16 protein-coding genes are annotated in these 19,901 nt (G+C 59.9%); 12 read left to right on the top strand and 4 right to left on the bottom strand.

Features of this window, described 5'->3' with window-relative positions:
• Positions 1 to 3: 3 nt before the first annotated feature.
• The 4 genes from hexR to zwf form a co-directional block, all read right to left on the bottom strand.
• Complete coding sequence (hexR, locus tag QWZ03_RS19405) at positions 4 to 852, bottom strand: transcriptional regulator HexR (protein WP_284195923.1); 849 nt, start codon at positions 850 to 852, stop codon at positions 4 to 6.
• A 30-nt stretch (positions 853 to 882) separates the two neighbouring features.
• Positions 883 to 1,878, bottom strand: a complete 996-nt coding sequence (locus QWZ03_RS19410) for a glucokinase (protein ID WP_290334276.1) — start codon at positions 1,876 to 1,878, stop codon at positions 883 to 885.
• Between the two features lie 6 nt (positions 1,879 to 1,884).
• Positions 1,885 to 2,583 carry a 6-phosphogluconolactonase gene (pgl, locus tag QWZ03_RS19415; RefSeq protein ID WP_290334277.1) on the bottom strand — a complete coding sequence of 233 codons (699 nt, stop codon included), beginning with the start codon at positions 2,581 to 2,583 and terminating at the stop codon, positions 1,885 to 1,887.
• Between the two features lie 114 nt (positions 2,584 to 2,697).
• Positions 2,698 to 4,155, bottom strand: coding sequence for a glucose-6-phosphate dehydrogenase (gene zwf / locus QWZ03_RS19420; RefSeq protein ID WP_284195926.1), 1,458 nt, complete (start codon positions 4,153 to 4,155; stop codon positions 2,698 to 2,700).
• Between the two features lie 384 nt (positions 4,156 to 4,539).
• Between zwf and edd the strand changes: the two genes are divergently transcribed.
• The 12 genes from edd (at position 4,540) to gap (ending at position 19,785) form a co-directional block, all read left to right on the top strand.
• Complete coding sequence (edd, locus tag QWZ03_RS19425; RefSeq protein WP_290334278.1) at positions 4,540 to 6,363, top strand: phosphogluconate dehydratase; 1,824 nt, start codon at positions 4,540 to 4,542, stop codon at positions 6,361 to 6,363.
• Positions 6,364 to 6,366: 3 nt separating this feature from the next.
• Positions 6,367 to 6,993 carry a bifunctional 4-hydroxy-2-oxoglutarate aldolase/2-dehydro-3-deoxy-phosphogluconate aldolase gene (gene eda, locus QWZ03_RS19430; protein WP_308447001.1) on the top strand — a complete coding sequence of 209 codons (627 nt, stop codon included), beginning with the start codon at positions 6,367 to 6,369 and terminating at the stop codon, positions 6,991 to 6,993.
• A 222-nt stretch (positions 6,994 to 7,215) separates the two neighbouring features.
• The gene (locus tag QWZ03_RS19435) at positions 7,216 to 8,514 is read left to right on the top strand and encodes a maltoporin (protein WP_290334279.1); all 1,299 of its coding nucleotides are present in this window, start codon (positions 7,216 to 7,218) and stop codon (positions 8,512 to 8,514) included.
• Between the two features lie 185 nt (positions 8,515 to 8,699).
• Positions 8,700 to 10,349 (top strand): alpha-glucosidase family protein, encoded by a 1,650-nt coding sequence (locus tag QWZ03_RS19440; RefSeq protein ID WP_290334280.1) that lies wholly within the window; start codon positions 8,700 to 8,702, stop codon positions 10,347 to 10,349.
• A 53-nt stretch (positions 10,350 to 10,402) separates the two neighbouring features.
• Positions 10,403 to 11,500 (top strand): ABC transporter ATP-binding protein, encoded by a 1,098-nt coding sequence (locus QWZ03_RS19445; protein ID WP_290334281.1) that lies wholly within the window; start codon positions 10,403 to 10,405, stop codon positions 11,498 to 11,500.
• A 62-nt stretch (positions 11,501 to 11,562) separates the two neighbouring features.
• Entirely contained in the window at positions 11,563 to 12,741 is a 1,179-nt protein-coding gene (gene malE, locus QWZ03_RS19450; RefSeq protein WP_284195932.1) for a maltose/maltodextrin ABC transporter substrate-binding protein MalE, read from the top strand.
• Between the two features lie 152 nt (positions 12,742 to 12,893).
• Positions 12,894 to 14,420 carry a maltose ABC transporter permease MalF gene (malF, locus tag QWZ03_RS19455; RefSeq protein ID WP_290334282.1) on the top strand — a complete coding sequence of 509 codons (1,527 nt, stop codon included), beginning with the start codon at positions 12,894 to 12,896 and terminating at the stop codon, positions 14,418 to 14,420.
• A 12-nt stretch (positions 14,421 to 14,432) separates the two neighbouring features.
• The gene (malG, locus tag QWZ03_RS19460) at positions 14,433 to 15,323 is read left to right on the top strand and encodes a maltose ABC transporter permease MalG (protein ID WP_284195934.1); all 891 of its coding nucleotides are present in this window, start codon (positions 14,433 to 14,435) and stop codon (positions 15,321 to 15,323) included.
• Positions 15,324 to 15,435: 112 nt separating this feature from the next.
• The gene (locus tag QWZ03_RS19465; protein WP_290334283.1) at positions 15,436 to 15,873 is read left to right on the top strand and encodes a pullulanase-associated domain-containing protein; all 438 of its coding nucleotides are present in this window, start codon (positions 15,436 to 15,438) and stop codon (positions 15,871 to 15,873) included.
• A gap of 74 nt (positions 15,874 to 15,947) precedes the next feature.
• Positions 15,948 to 17,633 carry an alpha-amylase family glycosyl hydrolase gene (locus tag QWZ03_RS19470; RefSeq protein WP_290334284.1) on the top strand — a complete coding sequence of 562 codons (1,686 nt, stop codon included), beginning with the start codon at positions 15,948 to 15,950 and terminating at the stop codon, positions 17,631 to 17,633.
• 44 nt (positions 17,634 to 17,677) lie between these two features.
• Positions 17,678 to 18,550 carry an aldo/keto reductase gene (locus QWZ03_RS19475; RefSeq protein ID WP_290334285.1) on the top strand — a complete coding sequence of 291 codons (873 nt, stop codon included), beginning with the start codon at positions 17,678 to 17,680 and terminating at the stop codon, positions 18,548 to 18,550.
• Positions 18,551 to 18,771: 221 nt separating this feature from the next.
• Positions 18,772 to 19,785, top strand: coding sequence for a type I glyceraldehyde-3-phosphate dehydrogenase (gene gap, locus QWZ03_RS19480; RefSeq protein ID WP_284195938.1), 1,014 nt, complete (start codon positions 18,772 to 18,774; stop codon positions 19,783 to 19,785).
• The last annotated feature ends 116 nt before the right edge of the window (positions 19,786 to 19,901 follow it).

Here is a 19,901-nt window from a genome sequence, read left to right on the forward strand (position 1 = left end):
TCATTACCGGTCCTCATAGCCGCGCACGCGGCGTTCCTTGAGGTTGCGCTTGATTTTTTCCAGCTGGTCTATCAACTCCGGGCCGCGCCGTAGTGCGACACCGACGGCCAGGATATCGATGATGACCAGATGCACGATGCGGGTAATCATCGGTGAATACAGGTCGGGATCTTCCGGGGTATCGGCATACAGCGTCACATTGCAGCGCTTGGCCAGCGGCGAGTTGGAATGGGTGATGCCGATGACCTGCGCGCCAGCCTCGCGCGCCAGCTCCACTGACCGGATCAGGTCTATGGTGCGGCCCGAGTTGGAAATGGCCACGACGGCGTCGCCTGCTTTGAGCAGGGAGGCCGACATGCCATGGATGTGCGGGTCGGAATAGGAAATACAGGGCACGCCCAGGCGGAAAAACTTGTGCTGCGCGTCTTGCGCCATGATGCCGCTGTTGCCCAGGCCGTAGAATTCTATCTTGCGTGCCTTGGCCAGGATGTCGACCGCTTGCTCGATGGCATCCGGGTTCAACTCGTTGCGCGTGCGCATCAGGCTGGAAATGGTGTTATCGAACAGCTTGGCGGCCAGGTCGTGGGCGGTATCGCTCATCTCGACTGCGCTGTGCACATAGGGCACGCCGGAGACCAGACTGCGTGTCAGGCGCAGCTTGAAATCCTGCAGGCCGGTGCAATCGACCGAACGGCAGAAACGAATCACGGTGGGCTGTGACACATTGGCCATATCGGCAATCTGGGCAATGGGCGCATGGGCGACGAAGTTGGGCTGCGCCAGCACCAGTTCGGCCACCTTGCGTTCCGATTTCGACAGTTCCTGCAGCAGCGATTTGATCTTTTCCAGCATATTGTATGCGTCTCCCCGCGTGTCTTTAGGTCAGTAGCCCTTGCGGGCTGCCAGGGCGTTCAGCGCGGCAGCGGTGCCGCGCAGGGCCGGATTGTTGGCCACGATCACGTAGCTGGGCACGGCTGCCAGGTAGTTGGAGAAACGCCCTTTCTGTTCGAAGCGCTTGCGGAAAGGCGAGGCGGCAAAGTAGCCGCCCAGCTTGGGTACGACACCGCCACCGATATACAGGCCGCCATGGGCACCCAGGGTGACAGCCAGATTGGCCGCGGCCGTACCCAGCATGCCGCAGAATACGTCTACCGTTTCGCGGCAAAGCGGGCAGTCGTTGGCCACGCCACGCTGGGTGATGTCGGCTGCGCTGAGGCCCTCATTGGCAACCTGGTTCAATTCGCTGAGGGCACGATACAGGTTGACCACGCCGGGGCCGGATATCAGCCGCTCGGCCGATACATGGCCAAACTCCTGCCGCAGGATGCGCAGGATTTCGTCTTCCTTGTGATTGAAGGGAGAGAACGAGACATGACCACCTTCACCCTGGATGGGAATCCAGCGTGGCATCTCGCCTGGCAGGTGGGCGGGCATCAGGCCCGAGACACCCAGGCCGGTACCCGCGCCCAGCAGGGCAATGGGCCTATCACTGTCGCGCTCGCCGCCCCCCACCTTGACCAGTTCCTCGTCGGTCAGCAGTGGCAGGCTCAATGCCAGTGCGGTGAAGTCATTGATGACAGTCAGTTCGTCGAGCTGCAACTGGGCTTGCAATGCCGCCTGCGAGAAAGCCCAGTGGTTGTTGGTCATCTTGACGGCATCGCCGGAGAGCGGTGTGGCAATGCCTATCGCGGCCCAGCGCGGTGCGACTGCCAAGGGGTCCAGATACGCCCGTGCCGCTTCGTATGGGCCCGGGTAGTCGGCGCAGACAAGGTTGCGCTCGTCGCTGATGGGAGCGCCTGCCGCACGTATCAGGGCAAACCGGACATTGGTGCCGCCAACATCGGCCAGCAGCCTGGGGTAGCTTTGTTCGAGGCTCATGGTGCGCTATTCGGCCCAGTAAACATGTTTGGGGCCACGTGCTGCATCCAGCACGCGGGCTATTGGTAACCGTTGGCTGGTATTGGCCAGGGCTTGCTCGAAAATCTGCCGTTTCTTGGTGCCGGTCAGGTGTACTACCAGCTTGCGCGCCTGGGCAATGGCCGCCAGGGTGAGGCTGATACGGGCATAGGGTGCCGTGCTAGGGTTGACGGCAACCACGCTTTGCGTGCTATCCGGTGCCGCAGCAATTTCCAGCTCGCTGGCGCAGGGAAACAGGCTGGCGGTATGGCCATCTTCGCCCATACCCAATATCAGTACGTCAAAAGGCTGCGGAATCGCCTGCAGCCGTGCTTCTATCTCAGCCACGGCGGCTTCGGCGCTAGCGGCGCCGGTATGCAGGCTGACGAAGTGGGCGGCCTCCACGTGGTATTTGAGCAGATGCTCGCGCACCAGTAGCTCATTGCTGTCAGTGTGGCTGGGTGGTACCCAGCGATCATCGACCAGGGTGATCCAGACCTTGTCCCATTGCAGCCGCATCTGGCGTAGCTGCTGGAACATGCCTACGGGTGTCCTGCCGCCCGATACCGCCAGGCTGGCATGGCCACGCTCGGCAATGGCGATTTCCAGTGCGGCGCCGACTTCGCGGGCCAGGCAGATATCCAGGTCTACCCTGGAGTCGTATTCGTGGAAGTTCACTTCAGCCATGCTGTCTCATTCTTGTCGGGTATTCGTCGGCCATGCTGTACATGTCCGTGCCACCAAATGGCACATCGGGCCGGCTGGGCCCGATGTCCTTGCTACTAGGCTGTGGTTTATCGCTCAGCCTTCCTCGTGCCAGCAAAAGCCGTCGCGCGACAGCAGGGCGGAGCTGGCGGCCGGGCCCCAGGTGCCGGCGGTGTATTGCTTGGGGGCATCATCGCTTTGCTCCCAGCCATCCAGTATCGGCTCAACCCAGCGCCATGCTTCATCAAGCTCGTCGCGGCGCATGAACAGGGTCAGGCGGCCCCGTATCACATCGGTCAACAGGCGCTCATAGGCGTCGGGGCGACGGGTCTTGAAGGTCTCGTCAAAGTCCAGGTCCAGGTGCACCTGCTTGAGTTTCATCTGGTCGCCAGGCTGCTTGGCCAGCAGGTACATCTTGACGCTTTCCTCCGGTTGCAGCTGTATCACCAGGCGATTGCTGGTGGTGGAGGCTGGCAACTGGAAGATGGAGTGCGGTACCTGGCGGAAATTGATGACGATCTCGGCCAGACGTTCCTGCATGCGCTTGCCGGTACGCAGGTAGAAGGGCACGCCGGCCCAGCGCCAGGTATCGATCTCGGCCTTGAGCGCCACAAAGGTCTCGGTCTTGCTTTCGGCGGAAATACCGGGTTCGTCGAGATACCCGACGGCAGGCTTGCCTGCGCTGGCGCCAGCCTTGTATTGACCGCGCACCGATTTCTGGGCGACTTCCTGCGGCCCGAAGCGACGCAGGGCGCGCAGTATTTTCAGCTTCTCGTCACGCACGGCGTCGGGGTCGACACTGGCGGGAGGCTCCATGGCAATAAAGCACAGCAGCTGCAGCAGGTGGTTCTGGATCATGTCGCGCAGGGCGCCGGCCTTGTCGTAGAAGTCGCCGCGACCTTCCACGCCGACCTGCTCGGTGACGGTAATCTGGACGTCACGTACCCACTCACGCCGCCACAGGGGCTCGAAGAAGGTATTGCCAAAACGCAGGGCCAGCAGGTTCTGTACTGCTTCCTTGCCCAGATAATGATCTATCCGGTAAATCTGGCTTTCCTTGAAGAACTTGCCGACCTGGGCATTGATGGCCTGCGATGAAGCGAGGTCATGCCCCAGCGGTTTCTCCAGCACAACACGCGCACCACCCTTGTTCAGGGCAACGGAAGCCAGGTTTTCGCATATGCCGGCGAACAGATTGGGGGCGGTGGCGAGATAGAACACCCGTACATGCTCGGGAAACTCATTCAGTCGTTCGGCCAGAACACTGTAAGCAGCCTTGTCGCCTGCATCTAGCTTGAGATAGATAAGGCGACTGGAAAAACTGGCCCAATCCTTCTCATTGAAATAATCACCAAGGTATTTTCGGGCGGCTTTCTCGGCGGTGCCGAGGTAGGCCGCCTGGTCAGGCTGGCTGCGTCCCAGGCAGAGGATGCGGCCCTGCTCGGGCAGGCTGGCATCCTGATGCTGATGGTAGAGCGCAGGCAATAGCTTGCGCATGACCAGATCACCGGTGCCACCGAACAACACCATGTCAAAGGGTTGAATCGTGCTCATCCCTTAATTCCCCAGTTTGTATTGGATGGATAATCCGGCCGAAGCCGATTTTCTGAAACAATACTACTTTCAAACCTGCTTCGCAATGTAGTTTTGTTAGATGTATTAAAGCGTCATTGCGGTGTTGCAATGCAACATTGCAGTGCATGGCGGCGCGACATGATGGGTATTTTGACCTGCTCAGCACCTTGATGGTGCGGCTTATGTGCAACAGCTTGTCAGCTTAGTGTAAAAATTCAAACCCGCTCCTTGCCTTTTGATTGTAGTAAAACTACCATCTGCAGCAACAAGGGCTTGTTGAGTTGAACATAAAAAGAACAAGTCTTGCATATCAAACCCATAGCGTAGCCAGTGAAGCCCGGACGGGTGACACGGGGAGTTTCGATGAGTCTGCATCCGCGCCTGGTCGAGGTGACCGAGCGAATCCGAGAGAAAAGCCGCCCCGCGCGCGCCAGCTATCTCGCCCATGTTGCCGCTTGGGCGGCTAAGGAGCCGGTGCGCAAGGGGCTCTCCTGCACCAACTTGGCTCATGCCTTTGCAGCTTCGCCTGCGGGCGACAAGATACTGCTTCGTGAGCAGCGTCAGCCCAATCTGGCCATCGTGTCGGCATATAACGACATGTTGTCGGCCCACCAGCCACTTGAGCATTACCCAACCATCATCAAGGAGGCCGCCCGCCAAGCGGGTGCCACGGCACAGTTTGCCGGCGGCGTGCCAGCCATGTGCGATGGCGTGACGCAGGGTCAGGCCGGCATGGAGCTCAGCCTGTTCTCGCGCGATGTTATTGCCATGAGCACGGCGGTGGCCTTGAGTCACCAGATGTTCGACGGTGTGCTGGCGCTCGGTGTGTGCGACAAGATCGTCCCGGGTTTGCTGATCGGTGCATTGCAGTTCGGCCATCTGCCTACCTTGTTTGTGCCCGCAGGCCCCATGACCTCGGGCATGGAGAACAAGGAAAAAGCACGCATCCGCCAACTGTATGCCGAGGGCAAGATAGACCGGCATGGCCTGCTGGAGGCAGAGGAGCAGTCTTACCACGGCCCTGGCACCTGTACTTTCTACGGCACTGCCAATTCCAATCAGATGCTGATGGAGATCATGGGTCTGCATCTGCCAGGCACGGCTTTCGTCAATCCTGGCACCCCATTGCGTGAAGCATTGACGGCCGAATCGGCCCGTCGGGTGGCTGCGATCACGGCGCTGGGCAGCGAATACATATCCTTGGCCCAGATTGTGGACGAGCGGGCTATCGTCAATGGCCTGGTCGGCCTGATGGCGACGGGTGGCTCGACCAACCACGCCATACACCTGATCGCCATTGCCCGTGCTGCCGGCATCCTTATCGACTGGACCGATTTTGACGATATCTCGGCAGTGGTGCCTTTGCTGGCCAAGGTCTACCCCAACGGTGCCGCCGATGTGAATCATTTCCATGCCGCAGGCGGTATGGGCTGCCTGATCGGGCAGTTGCTGGATGCGGGCCTGCTGCACGAGGACGTGCATACCGTCATGGGTCAAGGCTTGCGTCGCTATGCCAAGGAACCCTGGCTGGATGGCGGCAAGCTGGCATGGCGTGATTCGCCCCGCCAGAGCCATGATGAGAGCGTGCTGGGCTCGATGGCCAAACCTTTCCAGCATGATGGTGGTTTGCGCCTGCTGGCCGGCAATCTCGGCCGCGCCGTGATCAAGGTGTCTGCCGTACAGCCAGCGCATCGCATCGTCGAGGCGCCTGCCGTGGTTTTTGACTCCCAGGACGATCTGATCGCTGCCTTCAAGCGCGGTGAGCTGGAGAAGGATTTTGTTGCGGTCATCCGCTTCCAGGGGCCGCGCGCCAATGGCATGCCAGAACTGCACAAGCTCACGCCCTCGTTGGGCGTGCTGCAGGATCGCGGCTTCAAGGTGGCCATGGTGACCGATGGCCGCATGTCGGGCGCGTCCGGCAAGGTGCCTGCCGCCATCCATGTGACACCCGAGTGTCTGGCCAATGGTCCGCTGGGCAAGGTCCGCACTGGCGACATGATACGGCTGGACGCCGAATCCGGCGTGCTGGAAGCCTTGGTGGATGCCGATGTCTGGGCGGTGCGCGAGCAGGCAGTGGTTGATCTGTCTGCCAATGAACATGGCTATGGTCGTGAGCTTTTTGCCGTCTTCCGCCATGCCGCCAGCGGTGCGGAGCAGGGCGCAATGAGCTTTATGCTGCCGCAGTAAGGAATGGACAAGATGAATATTCGCGACATAATGCGCGCCTCAAAAGTCATGCCGGTCATTGTGATCGAGCGCATCGAAGATGCCGTGCCCCTGGCGCAAGCCCTGGTGGCGGGCGGTATCCGCGTGCTGGAGGTCACCTTGCGCACACCGGTTGCGCTGGCTGCCGTTCGCGCCATTGCGGCCGCAGTGCCTGATGCCATTGTCGGCGTGGGTACGGTGACCCGGCCTGAGCAGTTTGCCGAGGCCAAGGCTGCAGGCGCCGTATTTGCGGTAACGCCTGGCCTGACTGAAGCGTTGGCGCAAGCCGCCAAGGCAGCAGATATTGCCCTGCTGCCTGGTGTCATGACGCCTTCGGAAGTGATTGCCGCCCTGGGTTGGGGCTTTGATGCCATGAAACTGTTCCCCGCCGAGCAAGCGGGCGGCCTGGGCATGCTCAAAGCCATGGCAGGGCCGTTTGCCGATGTGTTGTTCTGCCCGACCGGTGGGGTAACGGTCGAAAGTGCCCCCCGTTTTCTTGCGCTGCCCAATGTGGGGTGCGTAGGCGGTTCTTGGCTGGTTCCCAAGGACAGGATTGCAGCAGGCGACTGGCGCGCTGTCACCCAACTGGCACGCGAAGCCGCCGCTTTGTAAGACCCTAAGCAGTAGCAGTTGTCGAGACGCCCACAAAGAGGGGCGCCAGTTTTACCCGGTAACGGCAGCAATGTCCGGGATCGGTTCAGGCGTAGCAATGCGGCCCATCTCTCCGTCGGGCACGCGGCGCACGCCCCCCTAATTTCAGGGGTCATGGTGTGTAGCACCAGGCTGGGCGCGCGAGCACCTGGTTTATCCAACCAAACGGAGAGGAGTGATCCGATGAATCGCAAGAGCAAGCTGTTTGCTGCCCTGGTGGCAGCGTTCGCGGCGCAGGCTTCCATGGCTGCCACGGTTGACTACCACGGCTACATCCGTAGCGGCGCCGGTTCCAGCACCGATGGCGGCAAGGAAGTCTGCTATCGCCTGCCGGGCAACACCTTTGGCGTAGGCTACCGCCTTGGCAACGAGTGCGACACTTATGGCGAATTGTCGTTCGATGCCGCCATGGGCGAAGCCAGCGGCATCAACTTCAAGCTGCATACCATGGTGGCTTTCGGTACCCAGCAACTGAACGACTGGGAGCAAAGCACCCCGTCGTGGCGCCAGGCCTGGGTTGAGGCCAACAACATCGGCAGCGGCGCGCTCGAAAATGCCACCATCTGGGCGGGTAAGCGCTACTACAAGCGCCATGACGTCCATATGCTGGACTTCTTCTACTGGAACAGCAGTGCCCCTGGCGCTGGTATCGAAGGTATCGATGTCGGCTTCGGCAAGCTGTCCTACGCTTACCTGCGCAATGGCGAAATGGATTGGAGCAACACCGCTCAAGGTGGCTACAACCCGGATGTTCCTAACGGCGGCAGAAAGTCCATCACCAACCATGACTTCCGCATCGAAGGCATAGGCACCAACCCAGGCGGTTCGCTGGAACTGGGCGTGAACATGATCCGCCGTAACAACCTCGATGGCGTCAGCGGCAAGAACGGTTACGCACTGACCGCCAGCCATAACCAGGGCAATCTGTTCGGCCTCGGTGGCTTCAACAACCTGGTGGTGCAGTACGCCCGTGATGCCGCCAACCTGGATGGCAGCGGTAAGTGGTGGGCTGATAGCAACTACACCTTCCGTGGCTGGCGCGTGTTCAACCACACGGTGTTCGAGCCCAAGGGCAGCAACCTCAATGGTTCGTTGTTCGTCGGTTACGAGAAATCGGGTGAGCAGCCAGGTCAGAACGGTGATTCCGACAAGATCTGGACCATCGGCGCCCGCCCTGTGTACCACTTCACCGATGCTTACAGCATTGCTGCTGAAGTCGGCCACACCGAAGTCGATCCGGCGGGCAATGGCGCCAAGCGCAAGCTGACCAAGATGACCATTGCACCGCAACTGAGCATGGGCAAGGGTTTCTGGGCTCGTCCGGCTATCCGTGCCTACTACACCTATGCCAAGTGGAATGATGCAGCCAAGGCTGCAGGCAGCGTGGTGTGTACCGGTCGTGACTGCGGCAAGGCCGGTAGCGCCTTTGCCAATGAAACCAGCGGTGGCACCTACGGCGTGCAGTTTGAAACCTGGTGGTAAGTCGACACAAGTTCGGTTGATCCAGACTGTTGTGCGGGGCAAGGCCCGCACAACGGCCTGAACTTGGACAGGCGGGTACGCCCGCCTGTCGACTGCTGCGTATCTGTTCGCTGCGAACCCGGTCGCCTCGACGTCCTGCGTCGAGACGAGCGGCTTTGTCGCGTACCTGCACCCTGGTGAATGGCATGACTAGCAAGAAGAAAACGCAAGACTGGTGGCGCGGTGGCGTCATCTATCAGATCTATCCGCGCAGCTTTGCGGACAGCAATGGCGATGGCGTAGGCGATCTGGCGGGGATTACCGAAAAACTGCCTTATGTCGCCAGCCTGGGCGTGGACGCCATCTGGATATCGCCGATATTCAAGTCGCCGATGAAGGATTTTGGCTACGACGTCAGTGACTACTGCGATGTCGATCCCCTGTTTGGGGACCTGGCTGGATTTGACCAGCTGGTGAGTACGGCCCATCAATTGGGCTTGAAAGTCATGATAGACCAGGTGCTGAGCCATTGCTCCGACCAGCATGCCTGGTTCAAGGAGAGTCGGCAGAGCCGTGATAATGCCAAGGCCGATTGGTTTGTCTGGGCAGATCCGCAAGCCGATGGTACCCCTCCGAACAACTGGCTGTCGGTGTTCGGCGGCTCTGCTTGGCAGTGGGAGTCACGCCGCAGGCAGTATTTTCTGCACAATTTTCTCAGCAGCCAGCCCGACCTCAATTTCCACCATTCTGAAGTCCAGGCCGCCATGCTGGACAGCATCCGCTTCTGGTTGGAGCGGGGCGTGGATGGCTTTCGCTTTGACGCCTGCAACTTTCATTTCCACGACCGCAAGCTGCGCAACAATCCGCCAGCCGAAGTGCGTGACAGCAAGACGGTCAGCGCGGACAACCCCTATGGCCTGCAGGCACACAAGCACGACAAGTCGCAGCCGGAGAACCTGGCCTTCCTGCAACGTGTACGGACCCTGCTGGACGAGTACGGTGCCGCTTCGGTAGGGGAGGTGGGTGATGACCATTCGCTCAAGCTGATGGCCCGCTACACCTCGGGCAGTGACAAGCTGCATATGGCCTACAGCTTCAATCTGCTGACGCCGGATGGCTCGGCTGGCCATATACGCCAGCAGGTGGAGGAACTGGAAGCGCAGTTGGTCAAGACGGGCAAGAAAGAGGGCGGTGCCGGCTGGGGTTGCTGGAGCATAGGCAATCATGATGTGGCCCGGGTGCTGACTCGCTGGGGCAAGGGCGAGACCAGCCCGTCCCTGGCCAAGGTGCTGCTGGCCATGTCGGCCAGCCTCAAGGGCAGCCTCTGCATCTACCAGGGTGAAGAACTGGCGCTGACCGAGGCGGATATCCCATTTGAGCTGTTGCAGGACCCCTACGGCATTACCTTCTGGCCGGAGTTCAAGGGCCGTGACGGTTGCCGCACCCCCATGCCCTGGGAGGCCAAACGCAAGCATGGCGGTTTCTCCTCTGCCAAGCCCTGGTTGCCGGTGCCCAAGGATCATCTGAGCCGGGCGGTAGACGTGCAAGATGGCGATACGGGTTCTACGCTGAATTTCTACCGTGGCTTCCTGGCCTGGCGCAAACAGCAAGCCGTGCTCAAGGCCGGTGATATCGCCTTTATCAAGACCGACGAGCCTATCCTGGCCTTTACTCGTACCTTGGGCAAGCAGACCTGGCTATGTGCCTTCAACCTGGGCAGTACGCCAGTGGCATTCAAGCTGCCCAAATCGTTGCGTACGGCCAAGCCCCTGGCGGGTCATGGCCTTGCGGGTGGCTGCATCAACGGCGAGCGGGTTGAGCTGGCTTGCTTTGGCGGGCTGTACGCCACAATTTGAACGAGACCTTCCCGTCGAAAGGGAAGGGGAAACCAACAACGGAGCAGGCATCCATGTCCGACGTCGTATTGCGCGGCATACGCAAATCATTCGGTGATATCGAAACGCTGCATGGCATAGACCTTGATATCAAGGATGGGGAGTTCGTCGTTTTCGTGGGCCCGTCGGGCTGCGGCAAGTCGACTTTGTTGCGCACCATCGCCGGTCTGGAAGACATCACTTCGGGCGATCTGCATATCGGCGGCGAGCGTTGCAACGATACCCCGCCAGCCAAGCGCGGCGTGGCCATGGTGTTTCAGTCCTATGCGCTCTATCCGCATATGACGGTGGCCGAGAACATGGCTTTCGGTCTCAAGCTGGCCGGAGTGAGCAAGGAGGAGATGAAGCAGGCGGTGGATCGTGCTGCCCGGATACTGCAGATCGAACATCTGCTGGAGCGCAAGCCCAAGGCGCTGTCGGGCGGCCAGCGCCAACGCGTGGCCATAGGCCGGGCCATCGTACGCAAGCCCAATGTCTTCCTGTTCGACGAGCCGCTCTCGAACCTGGATGCCGCCTTGCGCGTACAGATGCGTATCGAGATCACCAAGCTGCATCGCGAATTGAATACCACCATGGTCTACGTGACGCACGACCAGGTCGAGGCGATGACGCTGGCTGACCGCATCGTGGTGCTCAATGCCGGCAATGTCGAGCAGGTGGGCTCGCCGCTGGAGCTTTACCACCATCCGCGCAATCTCTTTGTGGCGGGCTTCATCGGCTCGCCCAAGATGAACTTTGTCGAAGGCAAGCTGGCCGCCATCGGCGCCAACCACGCCACGGTGCAACTGGCCGATGGCAGCATGGTGACGGCGGCGGTGGACGCCAGTGCAGGCCAGGTCGGTGGCAAGGTGACCTTGGGCATACGTCCGGAGCATTTCGAATTTTCTGCCAGTGGCAACACCATCAGCGGCCAATTGATCGCGGTGGAGCACTTGGGCGAGGCCACCATTTGCTATCTGCAGGTGCCTGGCGCCAGCGAACACCTGGTGGTGCGTGCTGATGCCGAGCATGAGGCCAAACCGGGCGAAACCCTCAGCGTGCGCTTGCCAGAGACACGCTGCTACCTGTTTAACGAAGCTGGATTGGCTTTCCAGCGGGTAAAGAACTCGTAGAAAACGAGCTTGATGCATACAGCCGCGTAGCACCACCAAACCACAATACGTATGGAGTGATCATGACCCTGAATAAAACACTCATCGCTGCCCTGGTAGTGTCCTGCTTCGGTGCCGCCCAGGCAGCCGAGTCCGGCAAGCTGCTACTGTGGATCAACGGCGACAAAGGCTACAAAGGCATCCAGCAGATAGGCGATGATTTTGCCAAGAAGGCTGGCGTGCCAGTGGCTGTTGAGCATCCCGAGGATGCACCGGGCAAGTTCCAGCAGGCTGCCGCCGCTGGCAAAGGCCCCGATATCTGGTGCTGGCCGCACGACCGGGCTGGTGAATGGGTGGGCGCTGGCCTCCTGAGCCCTGTTACGCCGTCCAAGAAGATACGCGACGAGATCGACCCGCTGGCCTGGAAGGCCTTCACCATCGGTGGCAAGACCTGGGGTTACCCCATCTCCATCGAGGCTGTGGCTCTGGTCTACAACAAGGACCTGGTACCCACGCCACCCAAGAGCTTCGAGGAAATCGCCGCACTCGACAAGAAGCTGTCGGCCAAGGGCAAGAAGGCCATTCTTTGGGACTACACCAATACCTACTTCACCTGGCCGCTGCTGGCAGCTGGTGGTGGCTACCCCTTCAAGATGAAGGCCGATGGCACCTATGACGCCACCGATACCGGCGTGAACAACGCCGGTGCTTTGAAGGGCGCCGAGACGCTGAAGAAGCTGATCGATGGTGGCGTGATGCCCAAGGGCGCCGGCTACGCCGAGATGGAAGCAGGCATGGCCAAGGGCAATGTCGCCATGATGATCAACGGCCCCTGGTCGTGGGACAACCTGAAGAACGCCAAGATCAACTTTGGCGTGGCGCCTATCCCCACCGTGGCCGGCAAGAAGGCAGCACCGTTCGTGGGCGTGCTGGGCTGCATGGTCAACCGCGCTTCGCCCAACAAGGAAGTGGCGGTCGATTTCATCGAGAACCATCTGCTGTCGCTCAATGGCCTGAAGACCATCAACGCAGACGTGCCGCTGGGTACCCCTGCCAACAAGAACCTGTTCAAGGAGCTGGCTGGCGACCCCAATATCAAGGCCACCATGGCTTCGGCGCAGGCTGGCAACCCCATGCCCAACAATGCCGAGATGGGCCGCTTCTGGTCGTCCATGGCATCGGCACTGCAGAACATCACCGGTGGCCGTCAGTCGCCCAAGGATGGCCTGGATGCTGCCGCCAAGCGCATCAAGGGTGAGTAAGCAGAACGCCTGGCTCTTCCGCAAGGGAGAGTAGGGTGCAGTCAGGGCGGCATTCGGCATGCCGCCGCCCTGCCGGCCTTCCGCAAGGGAGGCCTTTGCTGAGCGGGCTGTTACCAGCACGTTCAGCAAAGACAAAGGGAGTGACAACAAGCATGGCGCGCAAGCTGGAACACTGGATATTGCTCTTGGCCGCAGGCCTGACCCTGCTGGCGGGGCTGTTCCTCACCTTCAAGATGTACGCTGCAGGGCAACCCCTGCTGGCAACGGTTTGCCTGGCCACCCTGGGCCTGGCCACTTATATCTACAGCACCGGCAGGGCCTATGCCTTCCGTTATCTGTTCCCTGGCTTGCTGGCCGTGGTGGTGTTTGTACTGTTCCCACTGGCCTACACCTTTACCATCGGCTTTACCAATTACAGCTCCAAGAACCTGCTGAGCCCTGAGCGCGCCAAGCAGTACTTCCTGGATGAAACCTATGTGGTGGATGGAGAAAGCTATGCCTTTACCCTGCATAGCGACGGTGCAGCCTACCGCATACGCCTGGAGAACGAGAACGGCGATGTCTTTGTCACCGATGCCCTGGCGCTGAAGCAGGCGACGCCATTGAGCGTGCCGGCGCATAGGTTGGAAGCAGCCGAGGCACCGTTGAGCGAGCCGGCTGATACCAAGACGCTGATCCAGAATCTCAAGGTACTCAAGCTGGTATCCGTCACCTTGCCCAGTGGTTTGGTGGCCAGTGCGTCGGGCCTGCGCGAGTTCGCGCCAGTGCGCAAGCTCTATCAGCCGCAAGCCAATGGCGAGCTGAAGAACCAGCAGGACGGCAGCATCATCAAGCCCAATTTCGAGACAGGCTTCTATGAGACAGCAGCGGGCGAGCCGCTACAGCCCGGCTTCAAGGTCGGCATAGGCTGGGCCAATTTCAAACGCATCTTCACCGATAGTTCCTTCAGCGAACCCTTCCTGCGCATCTTTGGCTGGACGGTGGTGTTTGCCGGCCTGACAGTGCTGTTTGCCTTCTCGGTGGGGATTGTGCTGGCCGTGCTGATGAGCTGGGAGGCGCTGCGTTTCCGCAAGCTGTACAGCATCTTTTTGTTCCTGCCCTATGCCGTGCCAGCGTTTATCTCCATCCTGGTATTTAAAGGTCTGTTCAGCGAGAACGCGGGGGAGATCAACCTGATCCTGCAGTCCTTGTTCGGCATCAAGCCCAACTGGTTTACCGATCCCTTCCTCGCCAAGGTCATGATCCTGATCGTCAATACCTGGCTGGGCTTTCCCTACATGATGTTGCTGAGCATGGGCCTGATCAAGGCAATTCCGGCCGATCTGTATGAGGCATCGGCGATCGCCGGGGCCGGGCCGTTCACCAACTTTTTCAAGATCACGCTGCCCTTGATCGTGAAACCGATCACCCCCTTGCTGATTGCCGCTTTTGCCTTCAATTTCAACAACTTTGTCTTGATTGCATTGCTGACCAATGGCCGCCCGGATTTCCTGGATACGGCTGTACCAGCGGGCACCACCGACTTGCTGGTGTCTTACACCTATCGCATCGCCTTTCAGGATTCTGGCCAGGACTTTGGCCTGGCTGCGGCTATCTCGACCGTGGTGTTCCTGATGGTTGCCTTCCTGTCCATCATCAATCTGCGGCTCACCAAGGTGAACCAGACCGAAAACCGCTGAGGATTACGCATCGTGGCCGTCGTTCTTGATAAATCGCATCGCTGGCGGGTTGTCGCCGCCCACCTGGGGTTGATCTGCTTTATCGCGCTGATCATGTTCCCCTTTCTCATGATCCTGCTGATCAGCCTGCGTCCGGGTAATTTCTCGACCGGCGATCTGATCCCCAGCCAGATCAGCCTGGAGCATTGGAAGCTGGTGTTGGGCATTCCCTATCAGGCGGCCGATGGCCGGCTGGTGGAGCCGGAGTTCCCGGTACTGCTATGGCTATGGAACTCCATCAAGGTGGCCGCCTTGTCTGGCCTGATCGGCCTTCTGCTGTCGACCACCTGCGCCTATGCGTTTGCCCGCATGCGCTTTGCCTTTAAGGCCCAGTTGATCAACAGCCTGATGCTGGTGCAGATGTTTCCCACCGTGCTGGCCTTGGTGGCGATCTATGCCATCTTCGACCAGATAGGTGGCTATGTGCCCTGGCTGGGGCTGGATACCCACGGCGGCCTGATTCTGGCCTATACCGGGGGCATTGCCCTGCACATCTGGACCATCAAGGGCTACTTCGACACCATCCCGGTCGAAATAGAGGAAGCTGCCAAAGTCGACGGTGCGACACCATTTCAGGCCTTCCGCTATGTGTTGCTGCCCATGGCGGTTCCCATCCTGATGGTGGTGTTCCTGCTGGCCTTTATCCAGGGGGTCAACGAGTACCCCATCGCCTCGGTGCTGCTCAAGCAGCAGGATCAACTCACCATCGCCGTGGGTATCAAGATGTTCCTGTACGAACAGAAGTACTTCTGGGGTGACTTTGCCGCTGCAGCCATCCTGTCGGGCCTGCCTATCTCCATCGTCTTCCTGCTGGCGCAGCGCTGGATGACGTCGGGGCTCACTGCTGGCGGTGTCAAGGGGTAAGGAAGGCCGGCACGCTCAGCGTCCAAGCAGGGCGATGTTAAGACTGCTGCGGATGGCCGCAGGGCATGACAAGAAATCAGTACCAAACCAAGACCAATACGGAGTGATGACCATGCTGAACAAACGTAAATTGATCAAGACCTTGCTGGCAACATTGATGCTGGCAGCTTTGCCTGCTGCGGCCGACAACCCGCCGGAAGGCATGGTGGATATTCATTACCATCGCCCCGATGGCAAGTATGAAAATTGGGGCCTGCATGCCTGGAAGCGCGCACCGGGCGCCAGCGACCAACCCCTGGAGGGCGTGAGCTGGTTCAGCCCCCTGACACCAACCGGCAAGGATGAGTTCGGCGTGTACTGGCGCCTGGCCATCAAGGATTTCGGCAGCACCGGCAAGGTGCATTACATCATCCACAAAGGTGATGTGAAGGAGCAGAAGGGCAAGGACATGAGTTTCGATACCAAGGAGATCAAGGATGCCTATGTGGTTTCGGGCAACCCAGCCATCTTCAAGAGCAAGGTCGAGGCGCAAGCTGCCGTAGGCAAGTAAGCCACCCTATCTAGGATGGGCGGGCGCCGGTTGGCCCGCCTTTTTTAGCCCCAGCCCTGCCTGATAAAGCCGCCATGACACGTACCTTGCTTGCCACATCGCTCTCGCTGATCTGCCTGTTTTCCCAGGCCACCGAATCTGTCGCCACCCCCATCGCCGCTGCAGGGGTGTCCAAGAGCAGCTTTGCTACCAATCCCATCGTCTATTTCGCCATTACCGACCGCTTCTACAATGGCAACCCCGCCAATGACCAGAGCTATGGACGCAAGCCCGATGGCGCCAAGGAGATCGGCACTTTCCACGGTGGCGATCTGGCGGGGTTGACGGTCAAGCTCAAGGAGGGCTATTTCCGGAACCTGGGGGTCAATGCGATCTGGATCACAGCGCCCTATGAGCAGATACGGGGCTGGGTACAGGGCGGCAAGGAAGAGTTCAAGCACTATGCCTACCACGGCTACTTTGCCCTGGATTACACGGTGCTCGACAAGAACATGGGCACGCCCGATGAGTTGCGGGAGTTCGTTGATACAGCCCATGCCCAGGGCGTCAGGGTGCTGTTCGATATTGTGATGAACCACCCTGGCTATCTGGATATTGAGACGGCCCACCAATTGAATATCCCTGTGCTGTGGAAGGGGGCCTATGAGCAATACACGCTTAAGGACTATCACGGCTGGATAGACTACAACGCCGACCGCAAGCAATGGGCCGAATGGTGGGGCGGCGACTGGGTTCGTGCTGGTCTCAACGGCTATACCGCTGCCGGTAGCAGCGACCTGACCATGCAACTGGCTTACCTGCCGGACTTCAAGACCGAACAGGCCAAGGCGGTAGGGTTGCCGGCTTTCCTGAAAAAGAAGGCCGATACCCGCGCGGTAGCTTTACCCAACGCGACAGTGCGCGATTACCTGGTGACCTGGTTGACCAACTGGGTGCGCGATTATGGTGTGGACGGCTTTCGGGTTGATACGGCCAAGCATGTGGAAATGGCATCCTGGCAGGCGTTGAAGCAGGCAGGGAATGCGGCCCTGACCGAATGGAAGGCCAAGAACCCGCAGAAGAAGATAGACGATGCACCATTCTGGATGGTGGGTGAGGTATTTCCGCACGCTGTTGAGCGCACGGCCTACTTCGACAACGGTTTTGACAGCCTGATCAATTTCGACTTGCAGGATCGCAAGCTGGACGACCCGCTGGAACTGGACCGGCTGTATGGCGACTACGCCCGCAAGCTGGCAGCCGGCAGCAGCGAGGGCAAGGCCTTCGATGTCCTGTCCTATCTGTCGTCGCACGATACCCGCTTGTACAAGCGTGATCAGCTGATTACCGCAGGCACTGCCCTGTTGCTGGCACCCGGTGGCGTGCAGATATTCTACGGGGATGAAACGGCCAGGCCAGATGGCCCGGCCAGCTCTGGCGACCCACAGCAATCCACCCGTTCCAGTATGAACTGGGCGTCGCCCAATACGACTGTATTGGCCCATTGGCAGAAGCTGGGCCAGTTCCGCGCTCGCCACCCGGCGCTGGCACGCGGTGTGCATCGCAAACTGGGCGATGAGCCCTATGCCTTCAGCCGTATCTATGGCGATGACAGGGTCGTCGCAGCGCCATTTGCCAAGGGTGAGGTCAGCATACCGGTAGCGCATGTCTACAAGGATGGCCAGATGGTCCGCGATGCCTATAGCGGCACCACCGCCAAGGTAGAGGGTGGCATGGTGAAGCTGCTCGCACAGGGCTCGGTGCTGCTGGAAGCACAATAAGGTGGGGCGACACACCACAATATGATCAACGAGGACAGAACATCGTGAGTACCGCAAACTCCCGACTCATACTGGGTGTCTGGCGCATCGCCGATTGGCAGATGCACCCCAGCCAGGTGGCCGATCTGGTGGAGGGCTGCCTGGATATGGGCATGAATACCTTCGATTTGGCCGATATCTATGCTGGCTACCGTTGCGAGGCCTTGTTCGGTGAAGCCTTGGCCAGCCGGCCTGCGCTCAAGTCGCGCATCAAGCTGATCTCCAAGTGCGGCATCGCACTGGTAACCCCAAACCGACCGCAGCACCGAGTCAAGCACTACAACACCAGCAGCGCGCATATCGTGGCGTCGGCCGAGAATTCGCTGGCACAGATGGGGGTGGAGCAGCTAGAGATGCTGTTGATCCACAGGCCTGACCCCTTGATGGATGCCGACGAGATCGCCGAGGCGTTCTTTCAGCTCAAGCAGGCGGGCAAGGTCGCACAATTTGGTGTCTCCAACTTCCTGCCGCACCAGCTGGAACTGCTGCAAAGCCGCCTGGATGAACCGCTGGCCGCCAACCAGGTGGAAGTTTCGCTGCTGCATACCGATGCCTTGTTCGACGGTACGCTGGACCAATGCCAGCGCCTGCGTATCAAGCCGCAAGCCTGGTCACCATTGGGGGGAGGCAGACTGTCGGCCGAGCCGGCAGAGACACCCTTGGGGCAGGTGCTGGCGCGGCTGGGGGCGGAACTGGGCGTCAGCCGTGAGCAACTCGCCATTGCCTGGCTGCTGCGCCATCCGGCCGGCATACAGCCGGTGCTGGGCAGCGGCAAGCTGGAGCGCTTGCAACAGTTGGTGGCTGCGCAGGAGATTATGCTGGACAGGCAGCAGTGGTTTGAACTGCTCGAGGCTGCCATGGGCCGCCCCATGCCTTGATGGCGATCGCTCAAGCCATGGTGGCCAAACCTACGCATCCCGTCGCCGGCCATCCATGACTTGAGTACATAACAGGCTCTCAGATAGCTTCGCGCAGCCTTGGTGGCTGTGCGAAATACGGAGTGAAACGGTCGCTACGGCCGGTCCGTCAACAGAAGCAGAGCGCCCAAGACGGCGCCGCACTATCCAAGTCCATAGGTACAACAGTCTGGAGCAATACAATGACCATCCGCATCGCCATCAACGGCTACGGCCGCATAGGCCGCAATGTCTTACGTGGCCTCTATGAACACAACCGCCGCGACGAATTCGAGATCGTCGCCATCAACAACCTCGGAGAGATCGAGGTCAACGCCCACCTGACTGAATACGACACCGTCCATGGTCGTTTCCAGGCTGAGGTGGGCTATGAAGGGGATTACCTGCTGGTCAACGGTGACCGCATACGCTACCTGAGCGTGCGCGATCCGGCCCAGCTGCCCTGGAAGGATCTTGATGTCGATGTAGTGTTCGAGTGTACCGGCCTGTTCACCAGCAAGGCCAAGGCCAGTGCGCACCTGGCTGCCGGTGCCAAGAAGGTGGTGATCTCCGCACCGGGCGGTGATGATGTCGATGCCACCATCGTGTTCGGGGTGAACGAGCAGGTGCTGAAGGCCGAGCACACGGTGATCTCCAATGCCAGTTGCACCACCAATTGCCTGGCACCGCTGGTGGCACCGCTCCATGCAGCGCTGGGGGTGGAGATGGGGCTGATGACCACGGTGCACAGCTACACCAATGATCAGGTGCTGACCGACCTCTACCACAGCGATCTGCGCCGTGCCCGTTCGGCGACCATGTCCATGATACCTACCAAGACGGGTGCAGCGGCCGCCATCGGCCTGGTGATACCGGAGCTGGCAGGCAAGCTGGACGGCCTGGCGGTACGCGTGCCGACCATCAATGTCTCGTTGGTCGACTTTGTCTTTACTGCCAGCCGCGATACCAGCGTGAGCGAAGTCAACGAGATACTCAAGCAAGCCGCCGCAGTGAGCCGCGATGGCATTCTGACTTATGTGACCAAGCCCCTTGTGTCTGTCGATTTCAACCATAACCGCGCTTCGTCGAATTTCGATTCGTCGCAGACCAAGGTGAGCAACAAGCGCCTGGTCAAGGTCATGGCCTGGTACGACAACGAATGGGGCTACTCCAACCGCATGCTGGATACCTGCAAGGCGCTGATGCAAGCACGCTGAGCGGTAGCCGCAACCTCACATGACCGCGCGGGCTATGACCTGCGCGGCATGTCGGCACCCTGGGTGCCGAAGCGCCGTTAGAGCGCCATCCCCAACCATCACCGGAGTGATACCCC

The organism is Chitinimonas viridis (genome assembly GCF_030409555.1).
GTDB lineage: Bacteria > Pseudomonadota > Gammaproteobacteria > Burkholderiales > Chitinimonadaceae > Chitinimonas > Chitinimonas viridis.

Excerpts from the sequence above, each read along its gene's own strand:
- malE (WP_284195932.1), top strand. The coding sequence starts at position 11,563 with ATGACCCTGAATAAAACACTCATCGCTGCCCTGGTAGTGTCCTGCTTC.
- gap (WP_284195938.1), top strand. The coding sequence starts at position 18,772 with ATGACCATCCGCATCGCCATCAACGGCTACGGCCGCATAGGCCGCAAT.
- QWZ03_RS19440 (WP_290334280.1), top strand. The coding sequence starts at position 8,700 with ATGACTAGCAAGAAGAAAACGCAAGACTGGTGGCGCGGTGGCGTCATC.
- zwf (WP_284195926.1), bottom strand. The coding sequence starts at position 4,155 with ATGAGCACGATTCAACCCTTTGACATGGTGTTGTTCGGTGGCACCGGT.
- QWZ03_RS19435 (WP_290334279.1), top strand. The coding sequence starts at position 7,216 with ATGAATCGCAAGAGCAAGCTGTTTGCTGCCCTGGTGGCAGCGTTCGCG.
- QWZ03_RS19465 (WP_290334283.1), top strand. The coding sequence starts at position 15,436 with ATGCTGAACAAACGTAAATTGATCAAGACCTTGCTGGCAACATTGATG.
- pgl (WP_290334277.1), bottom strand. The coding sequence starts at position 2,583 with ATGGCTGAAGTGAACTTCCACGAATACGACTCCAGGGTAGACCTGGAT.
- QWZ03_RS19445 (WP_290334281.1), top strand. The coding sequence starts at position 10,403 with ATGTCCGACGTCGTATTGCGCGGCATACGCAAATCATTCGGTGATATC.
- edd (WP_290334278.1), top strand. The coding sequence starts at position 4,540 with ATGAGTCTGCATCCGCGCCTGGTCGAGGTGACCGAGCGAATCCGAGAG.
- QWZ03_RS19410 (WP_290334276.1), bottom strand. The coding sequence starts at position 1,878 with ATGAGCCTCGAACAAAGCTACCCCAGGCTGCTGGCCGATGTTGGCGGC.
- eda (WP_308447001.1), top strand. The coding sequence starts at position 6,367 with ATGGACAAGATGAATATTCGCGACATAATGCGCGCCTCAAAAGTCATG.
- malF (WP_290334282.1), top strand. The coding sequence starts at position 12,894 with ATGGCGCGCAAGCTGGAACACTGGATATTGCTCTTGGCCGCAGGCCTG.
- hexR (WP_284195923.1), bottom strand. The coding sequence starts at position 852 with ATGCTGGAAAAGATCAAATCGCTGCTGCAGGAACTGTCGAAATCGGAA.
- QWZ03_RS19470 (WP_290334284.1), top strand. The coding sequence starts at position 15,948 with ATGACACGTACCTTGCTTGCCACATCGCTCTCGCTGATCTGCCTGTTT.